The sequence below is a fragment of the Providencia sp. PROV197 genome (genome assembly GCF_028479625.1).
In the GTDB taxonomy this organism is placed as follows: domain Bacteria; phylum Pseudomonadota; class Gammaproteobacteria; order Enterobacterales; family Enterobacteriaceae; genus Providencia; species Providencia vermicola.
On sequence record NZ_JAMPNZ010000016.1, the window covers coordinates 157,940 to 184,023 of the forward strand.

Below are 26,084 nucleotides of genomic sequence, written 5' to 3' on the forward strand. Positions count from 1 at the left end.
TATTTTGCGCTGTCACGGTATTGGCTTTGCTTTGTTATCCTAGTCACATGCTTGTGTATGTTCCTCGGAATAAGGTCGCTTGCCGCCTTGTGACAACCCAAACTATTTAGAGCTTAATTAAATTAATTTTTATTTTAGTTAAGTAAGTGCTCAGTGCGGCGCGTTCACGCCGCACAGGGTGGTTATTTGCTCATTTTGACTTCAGTAACCCACTTGTTGATTAAATTCTTACGGACATCGGCATCACCGTATTTGTCCATATCGTAATTAATCAGGTTCAGGTCGTTCAGTTTTAACGAAATTGGGGACGATTCCGCCGTAGTATTGGTGAGGATTTGGTAAGATTTACCTTCTTTCCAGCTCAGCTCTTGGGCTTCTTTAGACAACACGAAATCCACGAACAGTTTAGCATTATCCATGTTACGGGCATTTTTCAGGATACTGATCCCGCCTATTTCATAGCCCGTACCTTCACATGGTGCGATTAATTCTAGTGGTGCGCCATTTTCCACTTCTAATGAATAATCATGTAAGAAGCCGATACCAATGGCAGACTCACCACGTGCGGCATTACGTGCTGGGGCAATACCTGATTTGGTGTATTGAGAGATGTTAGAGTTTAATTTTTTCAGGTAATCAAAGGCTTGCTCGTTACCCCAAAGTTGGTCAAATGTTGCTAGTGCGGTATACGCAGTTCCTGAGCTTTGTGGGTCAGCGATTTGAATTTCACCTTTATACTCAGGTTTGGTTAAATCTTTCCAGCAAGTTGGAATAGGTAAGCCTTTTTCTTTTAAGCGATCTTTATTCACTCCAAAGCCTAAAATTCCGATGTAAACCGCAGAGGAATAGTTACCTTTGCGTTTTGCAGGGTCTTGGAATTGAGGCATAATTTCATCGAGTTTTGGTGATTTGTATGGCTCAAGTAAATCCATTTCTCCTGCTTGTGAATGTGGGTCTAATGTACCGCCATACCACACGTCTGCTTGTGGGTTACGTTTTTCAGCTTCGATTTTAGCTAAAGTACTGCCTGAGCCGTTACGTACAAACGTAGTTTTCACATCATATTTTTTAGCGAATGCTTGGGTTTCTGTTTCGCACATCGCGTTGGTTGCACTACAGTAAACCACAAGGCGACCCGCCGCACTTGCAGTGGTCGAAATTGCGGCGAGGGATAAGCCTGCTGCGATTAGAGTAGAGAGAGTTTTCAGTTTCATTTTCAATCCTTTATCAGATTTTAATTATCAGAGGGTGAAACAGATCCTGCCATGTGCTCTCGTTTGCTGACATTCGCAATCAAAAGCGGCATAAGCAGTAGCCCCATCAAGGCAGCGGCACTGGCTAGTAAGGTAAACATCCCTGACCAACCGTAATGTGCGATGACTTGAGAGAGCGGCCACCCTGCAATTGCAGCCCCTAGATAGGCATACAACCCAAGGTAACCCGTTACCGCGCCCGCTGCTTTTTTATGACAATATTCTGTTGCAGCGAGACCGATTAACATTTGTGGTCCAAAAACAAAAAAGCCGATAGCAAAAAAACACACTGCGAGTAAAGCGTAATGATGAATAGGGGTAAGCCACAAAGCACTGACTGAGATACACAACCCCAATGAAAACAGCAAAATCATTGGTGCCCGCTGCCCGCGAAACAAAATATCAGAGCCCCATCCTGAGCACAGTGCGCCAAGTAGCCCACCTAATTCAAATAACGACAATGTTGCGTTGGCACTGAGTAAATTGGTGCCGTGTGTTTCTGTTAACCAGAGATTTCCCCAGTCGTTTATCGCCATACGAATGAGATAAACCAAAATATAGGAGAAACCTAATAACCAAATCATGCGGTTGAAAACAATCGCGTCTTTTAAAATCACCCACATTGGCATCGGGGGGGATAAACGCTCTTGGCGTAGCTCCAGCACATCTTGGCGCCATTGCCCAACACTGGGTAGTTGCTCTTCTTGTGGTGTTCCTCGCAGCTGGCGACATAACCAAAGCCCAACCCCCACACCAATCAACCCTGGCACTATCAATGCCATTTGCCAACTGTATTGTGTTGCTAACAGCGCAGTGAGCAAAGGCAACAGCATGCCGCCGAGATTGATGGAGATATTCCACAACCCCCACCAGAAACCACGTTCATTACGTGAGTACCAGTGAGTGAGAATTCGTGCACAAGGTGGCCATCCCCAACCTTGGAAAAATCCGTTTAGCGTCCATACCAACAAAAGGGCAGGGAACGATAAACAATAGGCAAAAATGATATTCAGTAGCCCCGTCATCACAAGACCTGCACCCATAAACCAGCGGTAGCCTGTGATATCGTGGAAAATACCCGATAAAAACTTGGAAATGCCATAAGTCAGGTAAAACGCCGTGGCAATCCAGCCAATATCACTTTTGTCGAGCAGCAATTCGCTCTGCATGACAGGCATGACAAAATTGAAGCTTTTTCGCGTCAGATAAAAGGTGGCATAACCCACTATCATGAATAACATCAGTCGGCGGCGCCAAAAGCGATAAGTGCTATCCAAATCCAATGTATGTTGACCTGTCATGATGGTATTTCTCGTGTTTGGCAAAATGTAATCAAGTTTTTAACAAAAGGGATGAGAGAAGGTATTAGAGGACTAGGAATAATTCCTATTTTTGTGATGTTTTATCTTAAAATGTGGGCAAGTTAACAATTATTTGCGTACCGTTTTGTGTGGTGAGAGTCCAATCTCCCCCTAAAGCTCTAACGCGTTCTTCAATACCGCGTAAACCAAAGCCACTCGTGCGTTTGCTAAAGGGAATACCCACGCCATTATCATCAACAACAAGCTGGATCGAGTCACCTATTTGCGCTAGTGAAATGTGGATTTGTGTGGCTTTCGCGTGTTTGCTGATATTGTTAAGTAATTCCTGAACAAGGCGGTACAACGTAAATAGAACGGTTTCATTGACGGGGGTTTCTTGTAGCGCATAGCGAAAATGGCATTGAATATTATTTTCAGGAAAGGAAAATTCTGCGATTAAATGGGTGAGCGCATTCTCGAGGGACATCTCATCCAATACAGGCGGACGCAATTGGCGCAACAGTTGCCGAGTCGATTGGTGAATTTGCTGAGCAAGCTCATTAATTTGGCTTGCCGCTTGGTGGCTTAATGAGTCTGGCGCTGTTTTCTTGACTAACATGGATTGAATCTGAATGGCGGTAATATTTTGCCCAATTTCATCATGCAATTCGCGGGCGATGGCTTTTTTGATATCTTCTTCAGTATGAACTAATTGGCGCATCAGATCACGTCGTGCTTTTAGCTCTTGTTCTAAGCGTTGTCGATAACGTTGTAGGTTATTGGCGAGCTGTTTTTGGCGGCTAATGGCAATCCCCAGCCCAATACCGATTAAGGCTTGAGTGCTGAGAAACATTTCCAGTTCTTCTAAGTCTGCAAAAGCACCGTGAAATTGCCGCGCAAAAGTAATAATTAAACTGCCTAATAATGCGGAAAGCACCCCTCCTTGCCAGCCATAGCGGTAAGCCATAAACACATTTGGAATAAACACCAGTAAAACAATCAAACGTTCGATTTCAGGTGCGAAAAAGACTTGGGCACTTAATCCCACTACACAAAATAAAAAACACCAAACAATCAAAGAAGTACGTAATTGTTTGTCGGGAGTTCCATAGTCAAGCAACATTTGGTAGTGCTGCTCATGCAGGTATTCATAGATAAGGTAAACAAATGGGGAGAGTAATATCCCCCCAGTGAATGTCGTTAAAAAGAGTTGGCTAATGGAATAGGATGATAGCCAGCCAAACAGCAATGCATGAAGCACACTGTTTGCAGCGACACCAGCTAGCAACAATAATAAACGTTGCCAATATAAAGTATAGCGCCACCAAATATCTTGAATAACAAAAGCCACACCAAGGCTTAATAGTGGAGATAGCAGTAAAATCGGTTGGAAAAGCAGTTGCTCCCCAGATAACCAAAAATTCAAAATACCTTCGCTAAGTAGCAAAGTAGGCCAATAGCGCCGCCAGAGAATGATCATTAAGGCAAGGCGCAGCCCTTGCGGTAAAAATAAGGTTGCCTGAAAGCTGTTTTCACTTAAATAAAAACCAATGATCCACAACCCAATCCACAGCAATGAGTAGGTAAAGAGTAGAAAAATAGATTGAAGTGTTAAACGCAGGTTTTTACTCATGCCATTAAGACCTTGAAATAAGGTTGTGCTCTAGTGCGTAGTGTACGAGGTCAATGGTGTTTTCGCATTGCAATTTACCGAGCACATTAGCGCGATGGACATGCACTGTTTTATGGCTAAGCTCGAGTTGTTCTGCAATCACTTTAACGCTGAGGCCTGCTACGAGTAAATCAAAAATCTCCCGCTCCCGAGGCGTTAATTCTTGCATCCCTTGATGTTGTTGCGGCGAATGGCGTAGCGCTCGCATGGCGTCTGCGCATAAATAGCATCCCCCTTGGTGAACAGAACGTACCGCTTGTACCAGCTCTTCTGGCCCGCAGCGTTTGGTTAAATAAGCGCTGGCCCCTGCGTCTAAGGCGCTTTGCACAAAAGCAGGGGTATCGTAAATACTGAGAATAATGGTTTTGAAGTCTGGCTTTTTTTGGCGAAGTCGTGATAACAACTGCAAACCATTTTCATCTGGCATGGAGATATCCATAATAGCGACATCAATCTCTAAATTAAGAAGCTTTGGCAATGCTTCTTGGGCGCTAGCATACTGTCCGACAACGGAAATATCGGGTTCTAGGGTCAGCAACTGTGCGAAACCAGAGCGCACAACGACGTGGTCATCAACTAAGGCGATTTTTATCATGTTGTTATATTCTGTGATGAATAGGGTATTGAGAAATCTTATATCAAGATGAGAAAGGATAAGCTAGGAAGAAGGTTGAGAATTCTGAAGTGTATCAGAAATGTCGGTGGTTTTATTCAATGGATAAAATGCCTACCTATCACTTGTACCCTAAGGTCGGCATTCATTGGTTTAATCAAATTATATAGGTATAGCTTCAAGAATATGAATATGACAATGGGTATCGATTATTCTGTTAAGTTTAAGATCCGCATTGCTTAATAATGTCTCAAACTCACTGATAGTATGTTCGCCACCTTCGGGTGAAAGGCTTAAACAAATTAAGTCTATATCGTTACCAATATTTACTTTGTTATCATCAGCGACGATGCAATCAATGAGCAAGAGTTTTGATGTTGTTTTCATCGCACGGCGAATGGTTTTTAAAATATTAATTACACTGTCTTCTGGCCAGTCATGAGTAATGTATTTGAGTAAATAAATATCAGCTTCAGGGCATTTTTCGAAGAATGAACCGGGGTAGGTGGTCCAGCGCGAATCGTCACCGAGTAGAGGTAATATTGTTTGTTTTAATACATGAGGCTGATCAAATAGAATGCCTTTAGTGGTGGGGTTTCTTTTTAATACCTCAAAAAGTAATGCTCCTAAGCCTCCAGCAATATCTGCAATCACAATATTTTCTGGGAATTGATATGCATTAATAACGTATTCATTTTCAATGCGAGACATAGATGACATGCCGACATCAAAGTTGTCAGGTAAGTGAACATTTTTCTGCCAGTATTCAAAGAATGTCCCTCCAAACATATTTTTAAATACAGGTTTGCCAAGAATAATTTCATCAAGATTATGTATAGGCATCCAGAAAGTCTTATCTGTTAGCATGAGTATCGCTTGACGTAATGAATAAGGATGGTCAGGAAGTAAAAACTCAGCTTCGGGGGTTAAGGCAAAGTGCAAATCATCCTGTATTTTAAAAATACCTTGAGTTGTTAATATACGTAGTGTTTTATGGATAACTTTTGGTTTGCCATTAATAATTTCTGCTAACTCTTGTGACGTTTTAGGCCCATCTTTTAAATATTCTGCAATGTTTAATTTGACTGCTGCCCGTAATGCTGCTTGAAACATGTAACCCGTCACTTTTTCAATGACTCGGACGGCAATGTCAATATTTTCTGCTTTGTTTGAAGTTTCTGAAGTAGGATTCATACAATCTCCAATTATTAATTTCAAAGTGAGAACATGCATCGATTATCAATATTAAGTATTGTTTAAATTTGTTAAAGTGTAAAGGTAAATAGTTATTGAATTGCTTTATTTGAATTTAATTGATTAACCTAGTGTATTATTTTGGTTTTTATGTTTTTTTTATTGTGAATTTTAAGATTGAGGTGGGAAATGTTTTTTGTGAAACTATAAATATTATTAATTATTTCTTGGTGGAAAGATAAAATAAGCAGCGTAGAGTTAGCATTTTTTCCTCGTTGTCTAAAATTAGCGACAACACCCCATATGTACTGTCGCCAAAAGGAGACACTTATCTCTATGATAAATAAAGTTTTTATAAATTGAGCTTTTGAGTGTCTTAAATTAGCGACAAACTGAAGGTTCGGATAAACCGTTTCAGCGTATTCAGAAAGAGTTAAAAGAAGTAATAAATTTAATTTGCTTATTTTTTAATGAGTTAGATATTTACTTGAAAAGTTGGCATGAGTTGTGCATAATAATATGCAGTTGCTCATTCAATTCATTATGTCGGTCCAAAAATAGTTGGGAACATACCACATAAAGCCAGAATGACGCCAAAGTAAGGTGCCTACCGTCCAACAGCACAGATACTCGCCTTCGGGCCTTATCAAACACAGGGCGACACGTGGAGTGAGGCACCACCTATATGATTATCTTTAATGTAAAGACATAATCCTATACAAGCAGTAAATCATCGCTGGCGGAGTTAAGGTCGATCCTTATCTCCGCCTTCCTATGTCTGTTATACTTCGAACCACAACGTCGTTACCTGCGCTCAGCTGCAATCCGAATTATTTAGAGGATATTAATAAATACTCTAATATATTCCATCTTAGGGTATACCTCACTGAAAATACTCATTTTTATACAAAAATTGGCACGTTCATTGCAGCGGCTCAGTCATAGTTAGTCTGATTTTTATGCTATGGAACTCAGAACCCGAATTCACCTTTTCGCACGGGAGAGAGTTCTGCTACCATTGAAATACGTTTAATGGGTATGAGATGAATGTATTGAGCAAATGGCGTTTTTTCCCGCGTTCCTTGCGCCAACTGGTTGTGATGGCATTTTGGCTCGTCTTGTTGCCTTTATTAGTTTTGGCATATCAAGCGTATCAAAGCTTAGAACAACTGAGTAACCAAGCCGCAAATATCAATAAAACTACTTTACTGGATGCTAGGCGCAGTGAGGTAATGAGCAGTCTCGCATTGGAAATGGAGCGAAGCTATCGACAATATTGCGTATTACAAGATGCAGCTTTGCAAACCCAATACCAAAAACAATTTGCCGATTATGAACAAATGTTTGAAAGGCAAAAAACCATTTTGCCTCAAACATCTGACACCTCAAAGCTCACTGCAACATTAACACAACTTAAAATAGTGGCATGTGAAAATAATGAGCCTACCGCGAAAGTCACTCAAGCCTTGGAGCAATTTTCAGCAGAAAATACCGCACTTGTACAGGAAACTCGCGATGTGATTTTTAGCCGTGGGGAACAGTTGCAAAAAGCAATTGCAAATAAAGGGCAATTATTCGGTTGGCAAAGTTTGATCTTGTTCTTACTCAGTGCACTATTAGTGACTTTATTTACTCGAATGATTATTGGGCCAGTGAAAGTCATTGAGCGAATGATCAATCGCCTTGGTACTGGCCGAACTCTAGCCAGTAACATTGAACGCTTTAAAGGACCAAGAGAGCTTCGTACAATCGCTCAGCGTATTATTTGGCTAAGTGAGCGCTTGGCTTGGCTTGAGTCTCAACGACATGAGTTTCTACGTCATATTTCCCATGAGTTAAAAACACCACTCGCCAGTATGCGAGAAGGCACCGAATTACTTGCTGATGAAGTCGCAGGGCCATTAACTGACTCTCAAAGGGAGGTTGTTGAAATTCTTGATCATAGCAGTAAGCATCTTCAGCAACTTATTGAGCAGTTACTCGATTATAATCGTAAATTGGTTGATGACCCACCAGAAGCCCAATTAGTTGACCTAAATAAATTGATTGAAGATATTGTTAATGCACATAATTTACCTGCTAGAGCCAAAAATATTAAAACGGAAGTCCGTTTAAAAGTCGAAAGCTGTTTAGCGGAACCCACTTTACTTGGGCGAGTTATTGATAATATCTACTCCAATGCGGTGCACTATGGTGGCGAATCAGGTAATATTTGGATCACGAGTCGTCAAACAGGCAATAAACTGCTGATTGAAGTTGCAAATACAGGTACGCCAATTCCCGAATCTGAGCAAAGCATGATTTTTGAGCCTTTTTACCAAGGGTCCTTGCAAAGAAAAGGTGCGGTGAAAGGGAGTGGGTTGGGGTTAAGTATTGCACAAGATTGTATAAAACAAATGGGCGGAGAACTCTCACTAGTCCCATATAAATCAGCAGATGTCTGTTTTAGAATTGAACTGCCTCTAACAGCAGAGAATGAATAATGGTCAATCGGTCTACAGATTTTTTGGCAGTGCTTTATCGTAAAGCACTGCCAAATAAACTTAATCAAATAAGCCCATTCGTGATGAGACGAACAGGGGTCAGCTTTGGGGCGGTATTCTTTACCCTTATCCTAAGCGGGTGCGTAGCAAAAAATGGTCAATCGCCACTGGAAACGCTGGCACAAGTGGTTGTGCCTGAAGTGAAAGTGACTGATTATCGTTATGCATCATGCGATACGATTTGGGAAAATGACCAGCCTGCTGCTCGTGAAAATGCGCTATTTTGGTTGCGTATGATGGATTGTGCAGATCGCACAGAAACTTCACAAGCACGTGAAAATGCAAGCAAAATAGAGGTTACAAATTGGTCAGATGCATTTCAACAAAATATACTGTTAAATTCAGCTGACCCAACGATTGCCGAGCGGCGAAAAATGCTCGACAGCATTAATACATATAGCCTCAGTTTTCCAACTGCGGTACGCCCTTTATTACAGTTATGGCGTGAGCAACAAGTGCAAATTATTAACCTTTCAGATGCAGGTGCGCGCTATAAACGCTTACAGCAAGAAATGGATACTAAGCTTGATCGCTTAAAAGAAGACAACGCTAAGTTAGCTTTTGAACTGAATACAACATCGCGCAAACTCGAAAACTTAACAGACATTGAGCGTCAACTTTCCTCACGGAAAAAAAGCACTAATGAAACGGAAAAAGAAGTCGAAAGCGTTGTTGAAGGCGATAAAGAAACCTCATCTGACGCAGCAAAACCCGCAGAGCCTCCTGTAGAACAACCTTCATCGGAGAACGCGAAATAATGACAAACCGTAAGTCGGCAAGTTTACTGCTCGTTGATGACGACCCTAGCTTACTTAAGTTACTTGGGATGCGGTTAAGCAGTGAAGGGTTTAAAGTGACCACTGCGGAAAGTGGCCCTGAAGCACTTAAAATCTTACAGAAAGAAAAGTTAGATTTGGTGATAAGTGACTTACGCATGGATGAGATGGACGGAATGGCGCTGTTTGATGAAATTCAAAAAGCGCATCCTAATATGCCAGTTATCATCTTAACGGCACACGGTTCAATCCCTGATGCCGTTGCTGCGACACAACGTGGCGTGTTCAGCTTTTTAACGAAACCTGTTGATAAAGATGCTTTATATAAAGCTATTGATGAAGCACTTGCTTTATCTTCTTCACCGATGAGTGATGAAGAGTGGAGTTCGGGGATAGTCACCCGCAGCCCTTTAATGATACGTCTTCTTGAACAAGCCCATATGGTGGCACAATCAGACGTTAGTGTACTGATTAACGGCCAAAGTGGAACGGGTAAAGAAGTGTTAGCGCAGGCCATTCATAAAGCAAGTCCGCGCGCCCGTAAACCCTTTATTGCTATCAATTGTGGCGCATTGCCAGAACAACTTTTAGAATCTGAACTATTTGGTCATGCAAAAGGTGCCTTTACGGGGGCAGTGAGTAACCGCGAGGGGCTGTTTTTTGCCGCAAGTGGTGGCACACTGTTTCTTGATGAAATTGGCGATATGCCAATGCCCTTGCAGGTAAAACTATTGCGGGTGTTACAAGAACGCAAAGTTCGCCCATTAGGGAGCAATCGCGACTTAGACATCGATGTGCGTATTTTATCTGCAACACACCGTAATTTACCCAAAGCGATGGAAAAAAATGAGTTTCGTGAAGATCTCTATTATCGCCTGAATGTGGTTAATTTACGTATTCCTGCATTAAATGAACGTGCAGAAGATATTCCATTATTAGCAAATCATTTATTGAGAGAATCTGCGTCTCGGCATAAGCCCTTTGTTCGCAGTTTTTCAAGTGATGCGATGAAATGCCTGATGACAGCAACTTGGCCAGGTAATGTACGCCAGTTGGTTAACGTGATTGAACAATGTGTAGCGTTAACAACATCTCCTGTTATTAGTGAAGCCCTTGTTAGCCAGGCGTTACAAGGTGAAAATACTGCCTTGCCAACCTTTGTTGAAGCACGTAATCAATTTGAATTGAATTATTTACGCAAGTTATTGCAGATGACGAAAGGCAATGTCACACAAGCCGCACGCATGGCTGGACGAAATCGCACAGAATTTTATAAATTACTTGGCCGCCACGATTTGGAAGCTAATGACTTTAAAGAATAATTAACTATTATTCACCTATATAATCTACGTGGACAAGGTAAACCGTATTCACGCTTCGGGAGAAGAAACACGTTATGAGCCGTAAGCTTAATATTTCACTCGCACAACTTAACTGGTTAGTCGGTGACATCGAAGGTAATTGCGATCGAATGTTACAAGTCGTGAGTGAACAAGCCTCACAAACCGATATTGTGATGTTTTCAGAACTGTCTCTGACAGGCTACCCGCCTGAGGATTTAATTTTCCGTGCAGATTTTGAAGACAGATGTGAAGCTCAGCTTGAACGTTTGCAAAAGGCGAGTGCAGAAACGGCAATTATTGTCGGCCACCCTTGCTATGAAGGGGACGAAATTTTCAATGCACTTTCTTTCTTCTATCAAGGGAAATTGCATGCTCGCTATTTTAAACAAGAACTACCAAACTACGGTGTTTTTGATGAACCGCGCTATTTCAGCGCAGCTGAAAAAACCTGCGTGGTAGAATTCAAAGGCTATCAATTAGGTTTATTGATTTGTGAAGACATTTGGTATGACGAGCCTGTTGATGCGGTGAAAGGTGCTGGAGCCGAGTTATTACTAACTATCAATGCATCACCGTATGATATTCACAAGGAACATATCCGTAGCGACTTACTGGTTGACCATTGCCAACGCACTCACATGCCTATCGTTTACCTCAACCAAGTGGGTGGACAAGACGAGTTGGTATTTGATGGTGGCTCGAAAGTCATTGCAAATAAAGGCAAACAAACCTTTAAATTACCCGAATTCAAAGAACAAGTTGTTACGGTACAATTTGATGAGCTGGAATTGGTAAGTGAAGGTAGTGTGTTTATTGAAAATGATCCTGTCGCGCAGGTATATCAAGCCTTAGTGATGTCGACTCGCGATTATATCAATAAAAACGGTTTCAATGGTGCAATCCTTGGGTTATCTGGAGGGATCGACTCTGGTTTAACAGTGGCTATCGCGGTAGATGCTATCGGTAAAGAACGTGTGCAAGCGGTGATGATGCCGTTCCGTTATACCTCAGAAATGAGCATTCATGATGCCAAAGAACAAGCTGAGTTGTTAGGTGTGGAATTTGATATTGTCTCTATCGAACCGATGTTTGATTCATTCATGGCGCAATTAAGTCCAATGTTTGAAGGAACTGCGGTTGATACCACCGAAGAAAACTTACAAGCTCGCTGCCGTGCTGTTATTTTAATGGCGATGTCCAATAAACGCCGCCGTTTAGTCCTGACGACCAGTAATAAGAGTGAGTCTGCAGTGGGTTACTCAACACTGTATGGTGATATGGCTGGCGGCTTTGATGTGTTAAAAGATGTGCCAAAAACATTGGTTTTTGAACTGGCAAAATATCGCAATACACTTTCACCCGCTATTCCACAGCGTGTGATTGATAGGCCGCCATCTGCAGAACTGGCTCCAGGGCAGTTAGACCAAGATAGCTTGCCGCCTTACGATATATTAGATGCTATCTTAGAAGGTTATGTTGAAAAAGACTTATCCGTGAATGACCTTATCAAGCTAGGTTTTGATAAAGAAGTTGTCCGTAAAGTGGTGCGCTTGGTTGATCTGAATGAATATAAACGCCGACAAGCACCTGTTGGGCCGCGTATTACCATGCGGAATTTTGGTAAAGACCGCCGTTATCCGATCACCTCAGGTTTTGGCCGTAAAAATTGGTCATAACAGGAACTATTTATGAAAAAAATTGATGCAATTATAAAGCCATTTAAACTTGATGATGTACGTGAAGCACTGGCGGAAGTCGGGATCACAGGGATGACGGTTACGGAAGTGAAAGGGTTTGGTCGTCAAAAAGGGCACACCGAACTGTATCGTGGTGCGGAATATATGGTGGACTTTTTACCGAAAGTCAAAATTGAAATAGTTGTCCCTGACGATATTGTAGAAAACTGCGTTGAAACTATTATGCAAACAGCGCAAACAGGTAAAATTGGTGACGGTAAAATCTTCGTTTATGATGTTGCACGTGTGATCCGTATTCGTACGGGTGAGCAAGATGAGGAAGCAATTTAACTTTAGGGTTAAAAGGCGGTAACGGTAAATACACAGGAATGGGATTAGAACAGTGTATTTTTTATGCGGCCCGTTACCGCTAAGCTGTGAAAAAACTTCAAACACCAAGCCATTAGAACAGTTTCTTTTGGCTGATACGTTTCAGGAAATGCTCTTCTAAACCGAAGAGCATTTTTTTATCTATTAATTCAGGGACAGCACTTTATGTGGGCCAAAGCACTCATAATGGATAGCATCGGCATCAACACCCATCGAAATTAATTGTTGACCCACATGTTGCATAAAGCCTACTGGACCACAGAAATAGAATTGCATATTCGGTTGGTCAATCCATTCACGTACTTTCTGTAAATCCATTAATCCTTCATATTGGTAATCAAAGCCGAGGCGGTCACTGCCTCGAGGCTGGTTAAACCAAATGGCAGAATGCCCCATTTTTTGTTTGGCCATCAATTGCTGGATTTCGTGGTTAAACGCATGAACAGCTCCATTTTCAGCCGCATGTAGCCAGTTGATCGTTGCTTCATGGCCTTGTTGCGTCAGGTGGTTTAGCATGCTTAACATTGGCGTCAGGCCAACGCCTGCTGAGATGAGTGTGACGGGCGTTTGGTTATCAACATCGATAAAGAAATCACCACATGGTGGTGCTAAATAAATACTATCCCCTTCATTGATGTGCTGATGCAAGAAATTAGACACAGCGCCTTGGTCTTCGCGTTTTACTGCGATACGGTAACTTTGGCCATTAGGTGCTGTCGTTAAGGAGTATTGGCGGATCTCTTGGTTCTCGAATCCATCATGATTAATATAAATTGTGATGTATTGACCTGGGCGATAGCCTGCGACGGGTTTTCCATCAACAGGGACGAACTCAAAGCTAGTAATAACATCGCTTTGTGGCTGTTTTTGTTTCAGTTTAAATTCGCGTAAACCTTCCCAACCCCCATTTTTATCGGCATTTTCTTGGTAAATTGAGGCTTCACGACCAATAAAGATATCGGCTAATACCCCGTAGGCTTTGCCCCATGCATCAAGCACTTCTTGACCAGGATTGAGGAGCTCATCAATGGCAGCCAGTAGGTTTTCGCCGACGATAGGGTAATGTTCAGGTTTAATATTTAAACTAACGTGTTTTTGCGCAATCTTTTCAACGGCAGAAATTAATGCTTCAGGGGTTTCAATATGCACAGCATAAGCGCAGATTGCATTAAATAATGCTTCACGTTGCGCACCATTAGCTTGGTGAGTCATATTGAAAATATCTTTTAATTCAGGATGTTGATTGAACATTCTGTCATAGAAATGTGCGGTAAGTTTTGGTCCAGTGGCTGCGATAGCAGGAATGGTTGATTTAACGATAGCGATAGTTTGACTGTCTAACATACAGGTGCTCCTGAATTTTTTTCATGTTCTCTGTTAGGAAGAGTTTGGAATTTTTTCTGAACCATCCAAAAATATAGCACTTAATTTTCAGTGGGATAGCTGAATTTTGTGCCGAAAATCTTCACTTTTATGAGAGACATAAAGTTTATTTATAAACATGCATTTTAAATACAACTTATAATATTTAAGGGTATCTGTAAAGATGCAAATAGACAAAATAGGGCAAAAATAGGCACATAATGAGAAGGGACTCGCAATACCAGATATTCCTCCGTCAAAATTTAAAATTTGAGCTATTTTATAATGAGGCTGAAAGTGGTAAATGACGTGAAAAAAATTAATGCAATCGTTTGCGTATATTTTTTCTTTAGGGCTATCTCAAGAACGAAAAAGAGTTTACACTGTGTGCTATTGCGATGAATTGATTGTCAACCTATTGAATTGCTGAGGCAGGAGAAGCGAATGTTAAAGCGTGAAATGAATATTGCAGACTATGATCCAAAATTATGGGAAGCAATGGAGCAAGAAGTACAACGTCAAGAAGAACACATTGAATTAATTGCTTCTGAAAACTATACCAGTCCACGAGTCATGCAGGCTCAAGGTTCTCAGCTAACCAATAAATATGCAGAAGGGTATCCAGGCAAACGCTATTACGGCGGTTGTGAGTATGTTGATGTCGTTGAGCAATTAGCGATTGACCGCGCAAAAGAATTATTTGGTGCAGACTACGCAAACGTGCAGCCACACTCTGGTTCACAAGCGAATGCGGCAGTTTACATGGCATTGCTACAACCAGGTGATACTGTGCTGGGTATGAATTTGGCGCACGGCGGCCACTTAACTCACGGTTCCCCAGTTAACTTCTCTGGTAAATTGTACAATATCGTTCCTTATGGCATCGATGAAAGCGGTAAGATTGACTACGACGATATCAAAGCGCAAGCTGAAAAACATAAACCAAAAATGATTATCGGTGGTTTCTCTGCGTATTCAGGCGTGGTTGATTGGGCTAAAATGCGTGAAATCGCAGATGCTATCAATGCTTACTTATTCGTTGATATGGCACACGTTGCGGGTCTGATTGCGGCAGGTGTTTATCCAAACCCAGTTCCACATGCTCACGTTGTGACAACCACAACTCACAAAACATTAGCGGGTCCTCGTGGTGGTTTGATCCTCGCGAAAGGTGGCGACGAAGAGCTGTACAAAAAAATCAACTCAGCCGTATTCCCTGGTTCGCAAGGCGGCCCTTTAATGCATGTTATTGCAGGTAAAGCCGTAGCACTTAAAGAAGCCATGGAACCTGAGTTCAAAGTCTACCAACAACAAGTTGCGAAAAATGCGAAAGCAATGGTCGACGTTTTCCAACAACGCGGCTATAAAGTTGTTTCTGGTGGAACTGAAAACCACCTGTTCTTAGTTGATTTAGTTGATAAAAATATCACGGGTAAAGATGCTGATGCTGCATTAGGTCGTGCGAATATCACCGTAAACAAAAACAGTGTACCAAACGATCCGAAGAGCCCATTTGTCACTTCAGGTGTGCGTATTGGTTCTCCAGCAATTACGCGTCGTGGCTTTAAAGAAGCTGAAGCGCGCGAGCTAGCGGGCTGGATGTGTGATATTCTAGACAACCTCAATGACGAAGCGACCATTGAGAGCGTGAAACAAAAAGTATTAGCAATCTGCAAAAAATACCCAGTTTACGCATAATATAACGACTTTTAGTTACCTAAACCCGCTTCTACTGTTAAGTATGAGCGGGTTTTTTGCATTGAAAAATGGAGGGATGATGGTCATTCCATCAACGCGCTGGCTAGCAATTGATTATTTTACCTACTTTTTTGCATACAGTATTTTTTTGCCGTTTTGGTCTGTTTGGCTACAGGGTGAGGGCATTGATGCCGAAATGATCGGTGTTTTGCTTGGTGTAGGCCTTGCGGCTCGTTTTCTTGGGGCGATGTTTATCACTCCATTAGTTAAAGAGCCGTCAAAATTAATTACTGCATTGCGGTTGTTGGCTGCATCATCCTTAATTTTTTCCATTGGCTTTGCTTTTGGTTCTCATTGGGCATGGCTGCTTTTTGTGATGATTGGTTTTAACTTATTTTTCGCTCCAATGGTTCCATTAGGGGATTCATTGGCAGGAACATGGCAGAAACAATTTACGTTTGATTATGGCAAAATCCGTGTTTGGGGCTCGATAGCCTTTATTATTGGTTCTTCATTAATGGGTTATCTAGCTGGGGTTTGGGGCCATAAATCAATTATGGTTGCTTTGATTATCAGCTGCTTAGCTTTATTATTGGGGGCGATGTTGAGGCCTACAATAATGCCTGCGGGGGCGGCAAAAGCAGATAATGGTAATAAAGTTACTTTTAAACAACTGATTGCTGATAAAAATGTGGTCAGATTTCTGATTTGCGTGACTTTATTGCAAGGTGCTCACGCAGCTTACTATGGTTTTGCCTCGCTGTTCTGGAAGGAAGCGGGATATTCAGACTTAGTGATTGGTAACTTATGGTCATTGGGTGTTGTCGCAGAAGTTATTGTCTTTATGTTGAGTCACCGTTTATTTAGGCGCTGGAGTGCACGTAACTTACTGTTGTTATCCGCATTTTGTGGAATAATCCGTTGGGGAATGATGGGGGCATTTACCGCATTACCTATGCTTATTATCGTGCAAATTTTACACAGTGGGACGTTCACTGTTTGTCATCTTGCGGCAATGCGTTTTATCAGCGCGCGTAAAGAAAATGAAATTATCCCATTACAGGGTGTCTATTCGGCACTGGCGACGGGTGGTGGTCTAGCGGTATTAACGATTATTGTCGGTTATATTTATGAGCGTGTTCCTGCTCATCATGGCGTGGTCTTTTATTTGATGGCGCTACTTGCTGTACCTGCGTTATTTATTCGCCCTAAAGTGACTGCACAGTCATAATCTTCCCATCAAAGAGCTATAAATGCAGTGAAACACCTTCATTTATAGCTTGGTTTGATGCTCAATTTGCTGCCCAGTATCATCAATATAAATCACGGTAATATTTTCTCCATTAACCACTTTTTTCCCCGAGGGGATTGTCTGAGTCGAAAATGGTGCGATCATTAAACTTTTAGCAATAAGCTCATTGGCGTTATTTGCTGTGTAGATATTGGCAATGCTGAGAAAATAAGGTGTTGGGTTATTCACGGCTAATAGCCCGTTATCGGCATAAAATTTAGCGCTATCCAATAATGTATCTGGAAGGGGTAACAGCGAAATAGGGCGGTAAAACACTTTAATTCGAGTTTGGATGGCAAACTGGAGCGTATTCATACCCTGGGTGTTTTTAGGCTTGGGGGCGATATCCAAAACATTTAAATAATAAACAGACTCTCTATCCATGGGTAAGTTATTACCAAGAAAACGGATGCGGAGCTGAACGCCTTCATTAGCGGCTATTTTGTTGATAGGCGGCGTGACAATAAATGGCGCATTGGTTGTTTCGGGTGTCGAATTAATATTCCCTTCATCTATCCAACTTTGGATTAACGTCGGCTGTTCACTGTAATTAGTTATCTGAATGCTAACCATTTTTTTATCACTGGGAAAAATAACCCGAGTTCCTTGTAAAACAAGGCTTGCTTGTGTTTGTAAACTTATCAGTAATAAGGCAATTCCTCCTAAGTATTTCATCATCGCTCCTTTTTTAGTTGTAAGACATTACGACGGTTGCCGTACCAGATACCGCCCCTTGAGTGACAATATTGGGGTTATAGGGATAATAATAAGCCCCTAAATTGACGGAAAAGGATGGTGAAATGGGATTGCCTTTTGGGACGAAAAAAATACTTGTGGCAGTATTTTGTGCCGTTACACTGTCTGAAAGGAATAAAGGGGCGGTGAGGTTATCCGTTTTGACGAGCCGAAAACCGACACCTTTAGCACCTTGGGTTAGGGTATTGTTTATCGTGGTTTTATCATTTGCCAGTAAGCTACCGCTGGATAAAAACATAGACACATCGCGAGAAGCGGTGCTACCCGCGAGGAAATCTTGGCACGTGAAATTCAATGTGAATGGCGTGTAGCCTGCTCGAGTCACATTTTTGACAGTATTGATACTGACAGGCGGAAGCGAAACGACTAATCCTTGATTAGTAAAATTACAGGTTGTTAGGATTGGGTTATAGGTTAACTGCATCGGTTGGTAAAACATATCCTCAGCATGTGTTGGCCATTGCAGGGTTAACAGAAACGTGACTAAGTCTGAGAGAAGGCGCAGTAGCCAAGGGATAAGGCCTAATGCCGTTACATCCGTTGCCATCATTACTGGGCTGATTAACACACTGTTACCTGCAACTTCTTTATAATTATTTGCGGGTGGGCTGCTGAGTAATTTAAATTGAATCGTAAAATTTGTATCTAGATTAGAGGCGGGGTAGGTACCTGGGGGAATATTAGTCACGCTTGATTGACTAATACCGCTGACCGAGATAGAAACCACTTGTTTCCCACCATTAAAGCCAATCGCAACTGTTGATTGGCGAAATGGGCTATCAATGCCCACTGTATTTGATTGAAGTAGCCCTGGTGCTACACAGGTATACTGACCTGTGAATCCTGTTCGGGTTGATTTGTTCACGGTGGTTGATGTACTTGTGAGTTCCGTGGATATATCAAAATTCAGTGGCGGTGCATTTTTTTCTCCCGCATTACTGCAACTGGCAGCAACATCATAGCTTGCGAGTAATAATGCGGGTAAGAGAAGTGCCAGTAGCGTCTTTTTCATCATAACGTCCTTTATCGACAAAAATTATGGTTTTTATCCATGGTATTAACGGGGTCTTTAATTACGCACTCTGATTTTTCCTTAGAATTGAGCTTGATGTACAAAATGGAAGGCCATTGATCGCTCTTAATGTAGATCACTCCAGATTGCCCCACATAACCAATATTTTGTTTTTGTTCATTATTTACCTCAGTACCAAATGGCAGACTTTCCCCATTGGCCAGTGAGGCTCTAAATATGTAAGTTTGACGCGTGTCTGTTTCGAGTTTGATATAATTCACGGCACCTTGATACGGGCTCACATTAGCCATATTGCCAAGGACTTCTGCGCCTGATGTTTTGTCAGTATCAGAAAGGGTATAGGTATTTGTTCGATAAGGTGTTGAATTCGCAACCAATACGACACCTTGCTGATTGGTGAGGGTGGTTTTATCTGAATTGACCATCATGTTATTAGCCAACGGCGCTTCGATAATGGTGTAGGTTTGGCCTGTTTCTCCTGAAAAAACGATATGTTCAGGAATGGCGACCACCGTTCCTCTGGCCCCTAAACCCGCTTGGCGGTAGTTATTGGCTTCAGTATATGAACCTGACAGGGTCGTCGATGGCAGTTGATAGCTGGCATTTGCCCCCACTAAATTATTCCCGCCACTTTGGTTGGTCGCTGTCACTGTGTAATTGACTTGATCATTTTTACCCGCAATGCCGCTAACGCTCAACGCTGTTTGTTGGTAATGTGAATCGGTAAAGTAACTGCCGAGATTAATATTGGCGCGTTTTTCAAACAAAGAGAATGGCACGCTGACATTCGCATACACCCGTGTTTCTTCTTTATTATCATAATTACGAATACGAGAAACCGATACACTGTAGGACACATCATTGTAGTTATTGGCATAGCCCGCTTGGTATTCACGGCTGCTGCCATGGGTATTCCAATAATCGCGATGGGTGCCAGAAACAAAGACCGAGCCGTAACCATCGGCGAGTTGTTGATTCAAATTCAACGTAAAGGTATTTTTTGCACGAGACCCGCGCAGGGCATCAAAATTGGTTAATGATAAGTCGGAAGGTGCATCATTCCCCAGTTGTTGGGAAAGGTCATCTTGATAAGATTTCCACGCGCGATAGTTATCTTGGGCGTAGATAGTATCCATAAAGCTATAATAACCGCTCGTTGAGTAACGGTAAGACGCCAACGTTAAATTGGTTGAGGTTGAATTAATGTATTTGCTGTAAGTCAGTCGATAACTTTGCCCACTCTGAGAGCCAGCGTCTAGTTTTGCATTTGCGTGTGTCACATCAGCGGAAATAGCACCAAAACTGAAGTTCCAACCACTCCCCACAACGCCGGAATAATATTTCTCACTGAACAACATACCTGCATAGAGAGTGACGAGGTTATTCAGGCCGTAGTGTATTTCACCTTGTGTAAAATTAGGCTGGTAGTGTGTGCTTTCAATGTTTGTTTTTCCAGCAAGAAGGTTGTAGGTATAAATGCCTTCTTTAAGCATATCAGGAACCGCAGAATAGGGGACGGTGAAGGTTTCTTTGCGGCCATCCGCCTCTTGTACAACGACAAATAAATCCCCCCCGCCTGCGCTGGGTTGAAGGTCGTTAAAGGAGAACTCACCCGGTGGGACGTTTTCTTGGTAAACTAAGTTATTATTTTGATAGACGCTGACCAATGCGTTGGTCTGAGCCACGCCGCGAATGATAGGAACAAAATTTTGGCTCGAGTTGGGATACATTCCCATTTCGGTCGCCAGCGCAATCCCACGAATACGCAGGCTGTTAAATAGCGCCGCAGGGGTGTAAAAATCACCGATTTTAACCCCTGATTTTATTTGGCTAATGGGACGATAGGCATAACGCGTATTATTTTTCCATTTTGATGAATCATGGGAACTGTTGTGATAACTTGATTCATCCCTAAATTGCCACGCCCCTAAATTGACACCCGAATTGAGTGTTGCATAAAAATTATCGCTACTGGTTTTGGCATTTTTCTTTTCTTTATAGCTGTAATAATTTGTATTATAAGAAAAAATAATTGCAGGTTCACCGTAGTTCCATAAGCTTGGGTCGACATAGTTGGCCTCAGATTGTTTTAATGCCACTTGGGGCACCGTCATGTCGAGTCGTAATTCATTGATATTGAATTTGTAATGAACATTTGGCACTAAAGAATCAATAGGGATAACATCTTGCTGTTGAATTTTTTCAATCACACTTGGCGATAAGTTTAAATTTAACTTTTTAACATCGTTAGAGGAAAGGCTGATGACTTTACCGTCATGATCAATCTCAATTTCAAATTGGCCTTTCCAGTTATTATTTACATAAAGATCTGCTAGTTGTTTTCCTGAAGGAATTTTACTGTCCGTATAAAATCGTGAAATATCACCCTGTGCGGATTTACCGACTAATAGGGATGTCTCAAATTCATCTGCTACCGCGTTTTTGAGACAGCTTTGCAGTCCTAATAAAATTAGGAAATAGAGATAGTTTTCTTTTTTCACGATGATATCTTCTTTTAAAGTTTAATATTGTGAGATTTGAAAACGCCATAATCATCGACATAAACTAAAACAAGGTCACGATTTTTTAATACCTGTTTTAACGGAAACTCAAGAGAAGACATTGGAGATATCATTCCTGAATCAATCAGTGAGTTTTTTTTATCATTGGTTGTTGTCAATGCAGCAACCGTAAAGTGATATTGCGAGTTATTTTTTATTAATAGGGTGTTATTGTTTAATTGGTAATTAATTTTATTAATAATATCGTCAGGTGATTCGGTTAATTCCACAGGACGATAAAAGATTTTTATTCGAGATCGCGTGGCTAACTGAATCGTATTTTTACCTTTAGCGGTATCGGGTGTTTTAGGAATATCCAGTACATTTAAATAAAATACACTTTCAATATGGTTAGGTAGAGTTTTATCTATTTTTTTTATTTTAAGTTGCTGTCCTTGTGAGCCTTCTATTTTTACAATAGGTGGCGAGAGATAAAAGGGTGCATCTGAATTCTCAGGGGTCGAATTTTCATCTCCACTATCAATCCATGACTGAACAAGAGAAGCTGTTTTACTATTGTTTGATAATTGTACTGCCATACTCTCAGCATCTGAAGGATAGATAATTCGAGTTCCCGTAATAATGACATTGGCAAATAAATTATTGGAAAATAAAATAACGAATAATAGGAGTGCTTTTTTCATCATAATATCCCTGTAAAGCCAGGCTAATAAAAGCCTGGCTTAGACGCTATTTATAAGTAGGAAACAGTGTAAATGACGTTAGATTGCAAAGCACCAACTTGGGCTGCGGTTGTATTCGTTTTATAATAACTTGCAATAAGGTTTAATGTTGCACCTGTTGCTCCAGTTGTATTTGCTGCGGTTAGGGCAGTATCAAATGTTGTATTTAACGGGATAGCAACAGTTGGCGATGTGGTTTGTGACAAGCTAAAACCCACATTACGAGCAACCGTTGGGTCGTTTTCATTCACGGTGGTATTCACCAGATATAGACCAGAAGGCGAGATATTACTGGAAGAAAAGTGCAGTTTTAACGTACCAGTAGGCGTACCTCCTCCAACTTGAGCACAATTCGAAAATGTTAATGCAAATGTCTTTTGGTTTTTGGTTATTACTGTATTTGCCGTTGTTCCAGCGTCAGTTGCAATAATTGGATCTAAGGCAATAGACATATCAGCACTATTACCACCATTAATAGTACAGGTAGTATCACTTATAGCGCCTGAGATTGAAATAATACCTCCAGGGCTGTTTGTTACTGCGAGTGCTGAACCTGATACAACAGATAAAGAAAGTAAAGACAGAGGTAGTATATATCTAGACATAGTTAACCCCATTAAGGTCAAGTAGAATAAAGTTATATAACTTTGAATGGCCGCCTGTTAATAATTAGCTGCCTTATTTCATGCTAGATATAGTTCTTATATTTTTCAAATATAAATTTAAAAAATAAAAAAATGAGATTGCCGTCTTTTGTATATTAATGAAAATAATGAAAATGTATTTTTAATTTTAGATTGAAAAATACACATTAATAAATGTTTTTTATGAATATTAAGATATTAATGTGAATGTTTCAGATGTTTTTGTCATTAGCGTGATTGTTTTTTTAGGGAGTTAAGAGCTAAGTTTAAAATAAATTCACGAAATTTTTAAATAGTGTAATTGTGTTACTTTGAAATTAATAATTCTGATTATTTTGATTTTAATTAATCTATAAAAATTATAAATGTAAAAAATGGTGGCTAGAATTATATCTAGCTACCATTTTAGAGGCGTTGTAAATTATAAACTAGGTAAAAATGTGGTGAAGAATGGCATGAATGTAACTAATAATAAAACCACAATTAAGGCAAAGAAGAGTGGCATAACTTCACGGATAAAGTCGGCAATGCGTACACCTGTAATTGAAGTTGCAACAAACATGACTGTGCCCATTGGTGGTGTTAAACAACCAATTGCGAGATTGAGTATCATGACGATCCCAAAGTGAATAGGGTCAATTCCCAATAGTTTAACAGTAGGCATTAATAATGGAACAAGCACAATAATGGCGGCATTCCCTTCAATAAACATCCCTAAAATTAATAAAACGGCATTAACAATCATTAAAAATACGTAAGGATTATCAGAGAAGCTCGTCATCATTCTGGCGACATCTTGTGCGACTTGCTCGTTAGTTAACACCCATGCTAAAGCAGAGCAAGTCATGATAATTAGCATAATACTTGCGGTTGAACGGGCAGTTTCTAAGAATGAAGCTGCAATATCTTTTAATTTCATTTCACGATAAAAGAACGTGCCAATAATGATGACGTATAATACTGCGATAGCACCCGCTTCGGTTGGGGTGAAAATGCCAAATCGAATGCCACCGATAATGACTAATACTAATAAAAAGGCAGACATAGCCCCTTTACCTGTTTGATAAACTTCAGCAAAAGTCGGTGCTTTATCACGAGCTGGTTTATAACCTCGTTTTTTAGCAATAAGATAAATTGCAACCATTAATGCGACACAACACATTAAGCCAGGAATAATGGCAGCCATAAACATTTTGCCAATAGAAACATCGGCAACAAAACCATAAATAATTAGGGCAATCCCTGGGGGGATAATTGGGGTAATAAGTGAGCCAGCCGCGGTTACTGCGGCAGAAAAGCTTTTTCCATAGCCTAATTTGGTCATTTCTGGCACTAACATTTTAGACAGCATAGCGCAGTCCGCAAGGTTAGATGCAGAAAGCCCGCCCATCATCGTGCTGAGCAAAACGTTTGATTGCGCCAAACCGCCAGGATAGTGGCCAGATAATGTGCCAGTAAACTTCAACATTCGGCTTGTTATTCCAGTGTAATTTAACAAGTTACCTAGCAAAATAAAAAATGGGATTGCGAGTAAAGTAACGTTCTCACCAGCACCAATAATACGCTGTACAGCGATGAGTGGCGAAATATCCCCAGCGGAAAAGAAATATGTTAATAACGCGATTAATACACTTAAGAAAATTGGAACATTAATTAAAAAACAAAAAATTAAGACAATACAGGCGATAACTACTGACATGGTTTATCCCCTTTAATCAGTTTGCTCATATCTTCCAATAAATGCTGAACGGAAAATAACACCATAATGGATGCACCAATAGGAACGGAGAGGTCGATGTAATAATAAGAAACGCCGATTATTGGAGTGATCTTATCTTCGGCGATTAGAGAGAGTTCATAGCCAAGGTAGCCAAAAATAGATAACGCAACGATGGCCATAATATGCGTTATTACAGCGATAGATAATTGTATTTTTTGAGGAAAAAGAGATGTAATTGCATCAATGCTAACATGCATCCTTTTTCCAGCAGCTGAAGCAGCGCCGATCATGACTAACCATATGTAGCAAATGATGAGAACCTCTTCACTCCACATTAGCGGGTCATTCAGCAGCCAGCGCATGAATACAGCAAGAATTGTGATAATGACAATCGCAGCGACAGCTAACGATGAAACAATATCACTTAGTTTCCCTAGAAATTTAAACATAAAAGATCCTTGCGAAAGTCATAAATAACCATTTATTAATTTAAAAATATTGGCGGTTTAACCGCCAATATAGATGGTTAGTTATTAATAATATCTTGTGTTTGTTGATATAAATTCGCAGACCATTCAGGGAATTCGTTATAGAATGGTTTTGATTTTTCTTTGAAAAGGGTACGGTCAACTTCAACAACAGTGACACCTTCACTTTTCATTTTCTCAATAATTTCTTTTTCTTCTTTCAGGACTAATTCGGTGAGGTATTGACCAGCTTCATTCCCCGATTCAACCAAGGCGAGTTGGATATTTTCAGGTAATTTATTATATGTTTTGCTACCCATAACTAAGTTAGTAACGTTTTCAACGTGGCCAGTTAAAATTAAGTATTTCGCTGCTTCATGGTGTTTTTGACCGTATAACACAGGAATTGGATTCTCTGCACCATCAATAATTTTAAGATTAAGTGCAGTATAAACTTCAGCTAATGGCAATGGTGTCGGTGTAGCTCCCATTGCTTCTAATCCTTTAATTTGGATTTTGTTGTTCGGTACGCGAATTTTTAGACCTTTTAGATCATCTGGAGTTTGCACCATTTTATTTGCTAAAATATGACGAGACCCATACAACCAATCTTTAGAAACAACATGCAACCCTTTTTTGTCTAGCTGCTGTTCCAGCGAGCTATACCAAGGAGAGGCATTTAATTTAAAAATATCCTTATATGACAGGCCTAGATATGGGCCGAACATGATGCCGTAGTCAGGAACATAATCTGAAAAGAAAGCACCATCGGCGAGAGTGATAAGTGGACTACCTAATTTCATCTGCTCAATGACATCTTTTTTCGAACCTAATTGTGAGCTTGGGTAAGGAATAAGTTCACCTTCACCATTGGTTTTTTCATTGAATTTTTTTGCCCATTCATGAATAGCGAGATCAAAAGGTTCTCCAGGGTTATTTTCGTAAGCGACTTTAAGTTTATACTTTGCTTCTGCAAAAGCGGTTCCTGCCATACTGCCCATTAAAAACATGGCGCTGAGTGTTAAGCCTAGAATATTCTTCCCGTTTAATGTGCTCAGTTTCATAAGAGTATCTCCTGTAGGGGGACTTATTGTTTTAAATAGTTATT

Annotated in this window: 21 protein-coding genes; 7 read left to right on the forward strand and 14 right to left on the reverse strand. The window is 40.8% G+C overall.

The window, feature by feature from the left end; translation table 11 throughout:
• Window positions 1-182 precede the first annotated feature (182 nt).
• The 5 genes from PR808_RS09485 to PR808_RS09505 all read right to left on the reverse strand — a co-directional run bounded on the left by PR808_RS09485 (window position 183) and on the right by PR808_RS09505 (window position 6,033).
• Window positions 183-1,214, reverse strand: a complete 1,032-nt coding sequence (locus PR808_RS09485) for an ABC transporter substrate-binding protein (protein WP_272539189.1) — start codon at window positions 1,212-1,214, stop codon at window positions 183-185.
• Between the two features lie 20 nt (window positions 1,215-1,234).
• Window positions 1,235-2,554 carry an MFS transporter family glucose-6-phosphate receptor UhpC gene (uhpC, locus tag PR808_RS09490; protein WP_206082489.1) on the reverse strand — a complete coding sequence of 440 codons (1,320 nt, stop codon included), beginning with the start codon at window positions 2,552-2,554 and terminating at the stop codon, window positions 1,235-1,237.
• A gap of 106 nt (window positions 2,555-2,660) precedes the next feature.
• Window positions 2,661-4,187 (reverse strand): MASE1 domain-containing sensor histidine kinase, encoded by a 1,527-nt coding sequence (locus PR808_RS09495; protein ID WP_206082488.1) that lies wholly within the window; start codon window positions 4,185-4,187, stop codon window positions 2,661-2,663.
• A 4-nt stretch (window positions 4,188-4,191) separates the two neighbouring features.
• The gene (locus PR808_RS09500) at window positions 4,192-4,821 is read right to left on the reverse strand and encodes a response regulator transcription factor (RefSeq protein ID WP_206082487.1); all 630 of its coding nucleotides are present in this window, start codon (window positions 4,819-4,821) and stop codon (window positions 4,192-4,194) included.
• 180 nt (window positions 4,822-5,001) lie between these two features.
• Window positions 5,002-6,033 (reverse strand): methyltransferase, encoded by a 1,032-nt coding sequence (locus tag PR808_RS09505; protein WP_272539190.1) that lies wholly within the window; start codon window positions 6,031-6,033, stop codon window positions 5,002-5,004.
• A 1,043-nt stretch (window positions 6,034-7,076) separates the two neighbouring features.
• On the opposite strand from PR808_RS09505, the gene PR808_RS09510 reads away from it, so the two are divergent.
• From PR808_RS09510 to glnB, 5 genes are all read left to right on the forward strand, one after another.
• A complete protein-coding gene (locus PR808_RS09510) occupies window positions 7,077-8,516 on the forward strand; it encodes a sensor histidine kinase (RefSeq protein ID WP_206082485.1) in 1,440 nt (479 codons plus the stop codon).
• On the forward strand, window positions 8,516-9,334 hold the full coding sequence (gene qseG / locus PR808_RS09515; protein ID WP_272539191.1) for a two-component system QseEF-associated lipoprotein QseG: 819 nt from the start codon (window positions 8,516-8,518) through the stop codon (window positions 9,332-9,334). Before PR808_RS09510 ends, qseG begins: the two co-directional genes overlap by 1 nt.
• Window positions 9,334-10,674, forward strand: a complete 1,341-nt coding sequence (glrR, locus tag PR808_RS09520; protein WP_206082483.1) for a two-component system response regulator GlrR — start codon at window positions 9,334-9,336, stop codon at window positions 10,672-10,674. Before qseG ends, glrR begins: the two co-directional genes overlap by 1 nt.
• Window positions 10,675-10,748: 74 nt before the next feature.
• The gene (locus tag PR808_RS09525) at window positions 10,749-12,371 is read left to right on the forward strand and encodes an NAD+ synthase (RefSeq protein ID WP_206082482.1); all 1,623 of its coding nucleotides are present in this window, start codon (window positions 10,749-10,751) and stop codon (window positions 12,369-12,371) included.
• A gap of 12 nt (window positions 12,372-12,383) precedes the next feature.
• Window positions 12,384-12,722, forward strand: a complete 339-nt coding sequence (glnB, locus tag PR808_RS09530; RefSeq protein ID WP_004912721.1) for a nitrogen regulatory protein P-II — start codon at window positions 12,384-12,386, stop codon at window positions 12,720-12,722.
• Between the two features lie 183 nt (window positions 12,723-12,905).
• Here the strand turns inward: glnB and hmpA are convergent, their stop codons facing one another.
• Window positions 12,906-14,105 carry an NO-inducible flavohemoprotein gene (hmpA, locus tag PR808_RS09535; RefSeq protein WP_272539192.1) on the reverse strand — a complete coding sequence of 400 codons (1,200 nt, stop codon included), beginning with the start codon at window positions 14,103-14,105 and terminating at the stop codon, window positions 12,906-12,908.
• Window positions 14,106-14,567: 462 nt separating this feature from the next.
• Between hmpA and glyA the strand changes: the two genes are divergently transcribed.
• Together glyA and PR808_RS09545 are read left to right on the forward strand one after the other, a co-directional pair.
• A complete protein-coding gene (glyA, locus tag PR808_RS09540; protein ID WP_206082480.1) occupies window positions 14,568-15,821 on the forward strand; it encodes a serine hydroxymethyltransferase in 1,254 nt (417 codons plus the stop codon).
• A 79-nt stretch (window positions 15,822-15,900) separates the two neighbouring features.
• Window positions 15,901-17,052 carry a 3-phenylpropionate MFS transporter gene (locus PR808_RS09545; protein ID WP_206082479.1) on the forward strand — a complete coding sequence of 384 codons (1,152 nt, stop codon included), beginning with the start codon at window positions 15,901-15,903 and terminating at the stop codon, window positions 17,050-17,052.
• A gap of 42 nt (window positions 17,053-17,094) precedes the next feature.
• Here the strand turns inward: PR808_RS09545 and PR808_RS09550 are convergent, their stop codons facing one another.
• The 8 genes from PR808_RS09550 to PR808_RS09585 all read right to left on the reverse strand — a co-directional run bounded on the left by PR808_RS09550 (window position 17,095) and on the right by PR808_RS09585 (window position 26,040).
• The gene (locus tag PR808_RS09550; RefSeq protein ID WP_272539193.1) at window positions 17,095-17,787 is read right to left on the reverse strand and encodes a fimbrial biogenesis chaperone; all 693 of its coding nucleotides are present in this window, start codon (window positions 17,785-17,787) and stop codon (window positions 17,095-17,097) included.
• A 13-nt stretch (window positions 17,788-17,800) separates the two neighbouring features.
• Window positions 17,801-18,883 carry a fimbrial protein gene (locus tag PR808_RS09555; protein WP_336298566.1) on the reverse strand — a complete coding sequence of 361 codons (1,083 nt, stop codon included), beginning with the start codon at window positions 18,881-18,883 and terminating at the stop codon, window positions 17,801-17,803.
• Between the two features lie 8 nt (window positions 18,884-18,891).
• On the reverse strand, window positions 18,892-21,402 hold the full coding sequence (locus PR808_RS09560; protein ID WP_272539194.1) for a fimbria/pilus outer membrane usher protein: 2,511 nt from the start codon (window positions 21,400-21,402) through the stop codon (window positions 18,892-18,894).
• Window positions 21,403-21,416: 14 nt separating this feature from the next.
• Window positions 21,417-22,109 (reverse strand): fimbrial biogenesis chaperone, encoded by a 693-nt coding sequence (locus PR808_RS09565; RefSeq protein WP_272539195.1) that lies wholly within the window; start codon window positions 22,107-22,109, stop codon window positions 21,417-21,419.
• Between the two features lie 47 nt (window positions 22,110-22,156).
• The gene (locus PR808_RS09570) at window positions 22,157-22,750 is read right to left on the reverse strand and encodes a fimbrial protein (protein WP_206082474.1); all 594 of its coding nucleotides are present in this window, start codon (window positions 22,748-22,750) and stop codon (window positions 22,157-22,159) included.
• Window positions 22,751-23,210: 460 nt separating this feature from the next.
• Complete coding sequence (locus PR808_RS09575; RefSeq protein ID WP_206082473.1) at window positions 23,211-24,488, reverse strand: TRAP transporter large permease; 1,278 nt, start codon at window positions 24,486-24,488, stop codon at window positions 23,211-23,213.
• Window positions 24,479-24,958 carry a TRAP transporter small permease gene (locus PR808_RS09580; protein WP_206082472.1) on the reverse strand — a complete coding sequence of 160 codons (480 nt, stop codon included), beginning with the start codon at window positions 24,956-24,958 and terminating at the stop codon, window positions 24,479-24,481. The genes PR808_RS09575 and PR808_RS09580 overlap by 10 nt, the downstream gene beginning before the upstream one ends.
• Before the next feature lie 77 nt (window positions 24,959-25,035).
• Complete coding sequence (locus PR808_RS09585; RefSeq protein ID WP_206082471.1) at window positions 25,036-26,040, reverse strand: C4-dicarboxylate TRAP transporter substrate-binding protein; 1,005 nt, start codon at window positions 26,038-26,040, stop codon at window positions 25,036-25,038.
• Between the last annotated feature and the right edge of the window lie 44 nt (window positions 26,041-26,084).

Bases quoted from the DNA above. Each gene is read 5' to 3' on its own strand.
- PR808_RS09485 (WP_272539189.1), bottom strand. From the start codon at position 1,214: ATGAAACTGAAAACTCTCTCTACTCTAATCGCAGCAGGCTTATCCCTC.
- uhpC (WP_206082489.1), bottom strand. From the start codon at position 2,554: ATGACAGGTCAACATACATTGGATTTGGATAGCACTTATCGCTTTTGG.
- PR808_RS09495 (WP_206082488.1), bottom strand. From the start codon at position 4,187: ATGAGTAAAAACCTGCGTTTAACACTTCAATCTATTTTTCTACTCTTT.
- PR808_RS09500 (WP_206082487.1), bottom strand. From the start codon at position 4,821: ATGATAAAAATCGCCTTAGTTGATGACCACGTCGTTGTGCGCTCTGGT.
- PR808_RS09505 (WP_272539190.1), bottom strand. From the start codon at position 6,033: ATGAATCCTACTTCAGAAACTTCAAACAAAGCAGAAAATATTGACATT.
- PR808_RS09510 (WP_206082485.1), top strand. From the start codon at position 7,077: ATGAATGTATTGAGCAAATGGCGTTTTTTCCCGCGTTCCTTGCGCCAA.
- qseG (WP_272539191.1), top strand. From the start codon at position 8,516: ATGGTCAATCGGTCTACAGATTTTTTGGCAGTGCTTTATCGTAAAGCA.
- glrR (WP_206082483.1), top strand. From the start codon at position 9,334: ATGACAAACCGTAAGTCGGCAAGTTTACTGCTCGTTGATGACGACCCT.
- PR808_RS09525 (WP_206082482.1), top strand. From the start codon at position 10,749: ATGAGCCGTAAGCTTAATATTTCACTCGCACAACTTAACTGGTTAGTC.
- glnB (WP_004912721.1), top strand. From the start codon at position 12,384: ATGAAAAAAATTGATGCAATTATAAAGCCATTTAAACTTGATGATGTA.
- hmpA (WP_272539192.1), bottom strand. From the start codon at position 14,105: ATGTTAGACAGTCAAACTATCGCTATCGTTAAATCAACCATTCCTGCT.
- glyA (WP_206082480.1), top strand. From the start codon at position 14,568: ATGTTAAAGCGTGAAATGAATATTGCAGACTATGATCCAAAATTATGG.
- PR808_RS09545 (WP_206082479.1), top strand. From the start codon at position 15,901: ATGGTCATTCCATCAACGCGCTGGCTAGCAATTGATTATTTTACCTAC.
- PR808_RS09550 (WP_272539193.1), bottom strand. From the start codon at position 17,787: ATGAAATACTTAGGAGGAATTGCCTTATTACTGATAAGTTTACAAACA.
- PR808_RS09555 (WP_336298566.1), bottom strand. From the start codon at position 18,883: ATGATGAAAAAGACGCTACTGGCACTTCTCTTACCCGCATTATTACTC.
- PR808_RS09565 (WP_272539195.1), bottom strand. From the start codon at position 22,109: ATGATGAAAAAAGCACTCCTATTATTCGTTATTTTATTTTCCAATAAT.
- PR808_RS09570 (WP_206082474.1), bottom strand. From the start codon at position 22,750: ATGTCTAGATATATACTACCTCTGTCTTTACTTTCTTTATCTGTTGTA.
- PR808_RS09575 (WP_206082473.1), bottom strand. From the start codon at position 24,488: ATGTCAGTAGTTATCGCCTGTATTGTCTTAATTTTTTGTTTTTTAATT.
- PR808_RS09580 (WP_206082472.1), bottom strand. From the start codon at position 24,958: ATGTTTAAATTTCTAGGGAAACTAAGTGATATTGTTTCATCGTTAGCT.
- PR808_RS09585 (WP_206082471.1), bottom strand. From the start codon at position 26,040: ATGAAACTGAGCACATTAAACGGGAAGAATATTCTAGGCTTAACACTC.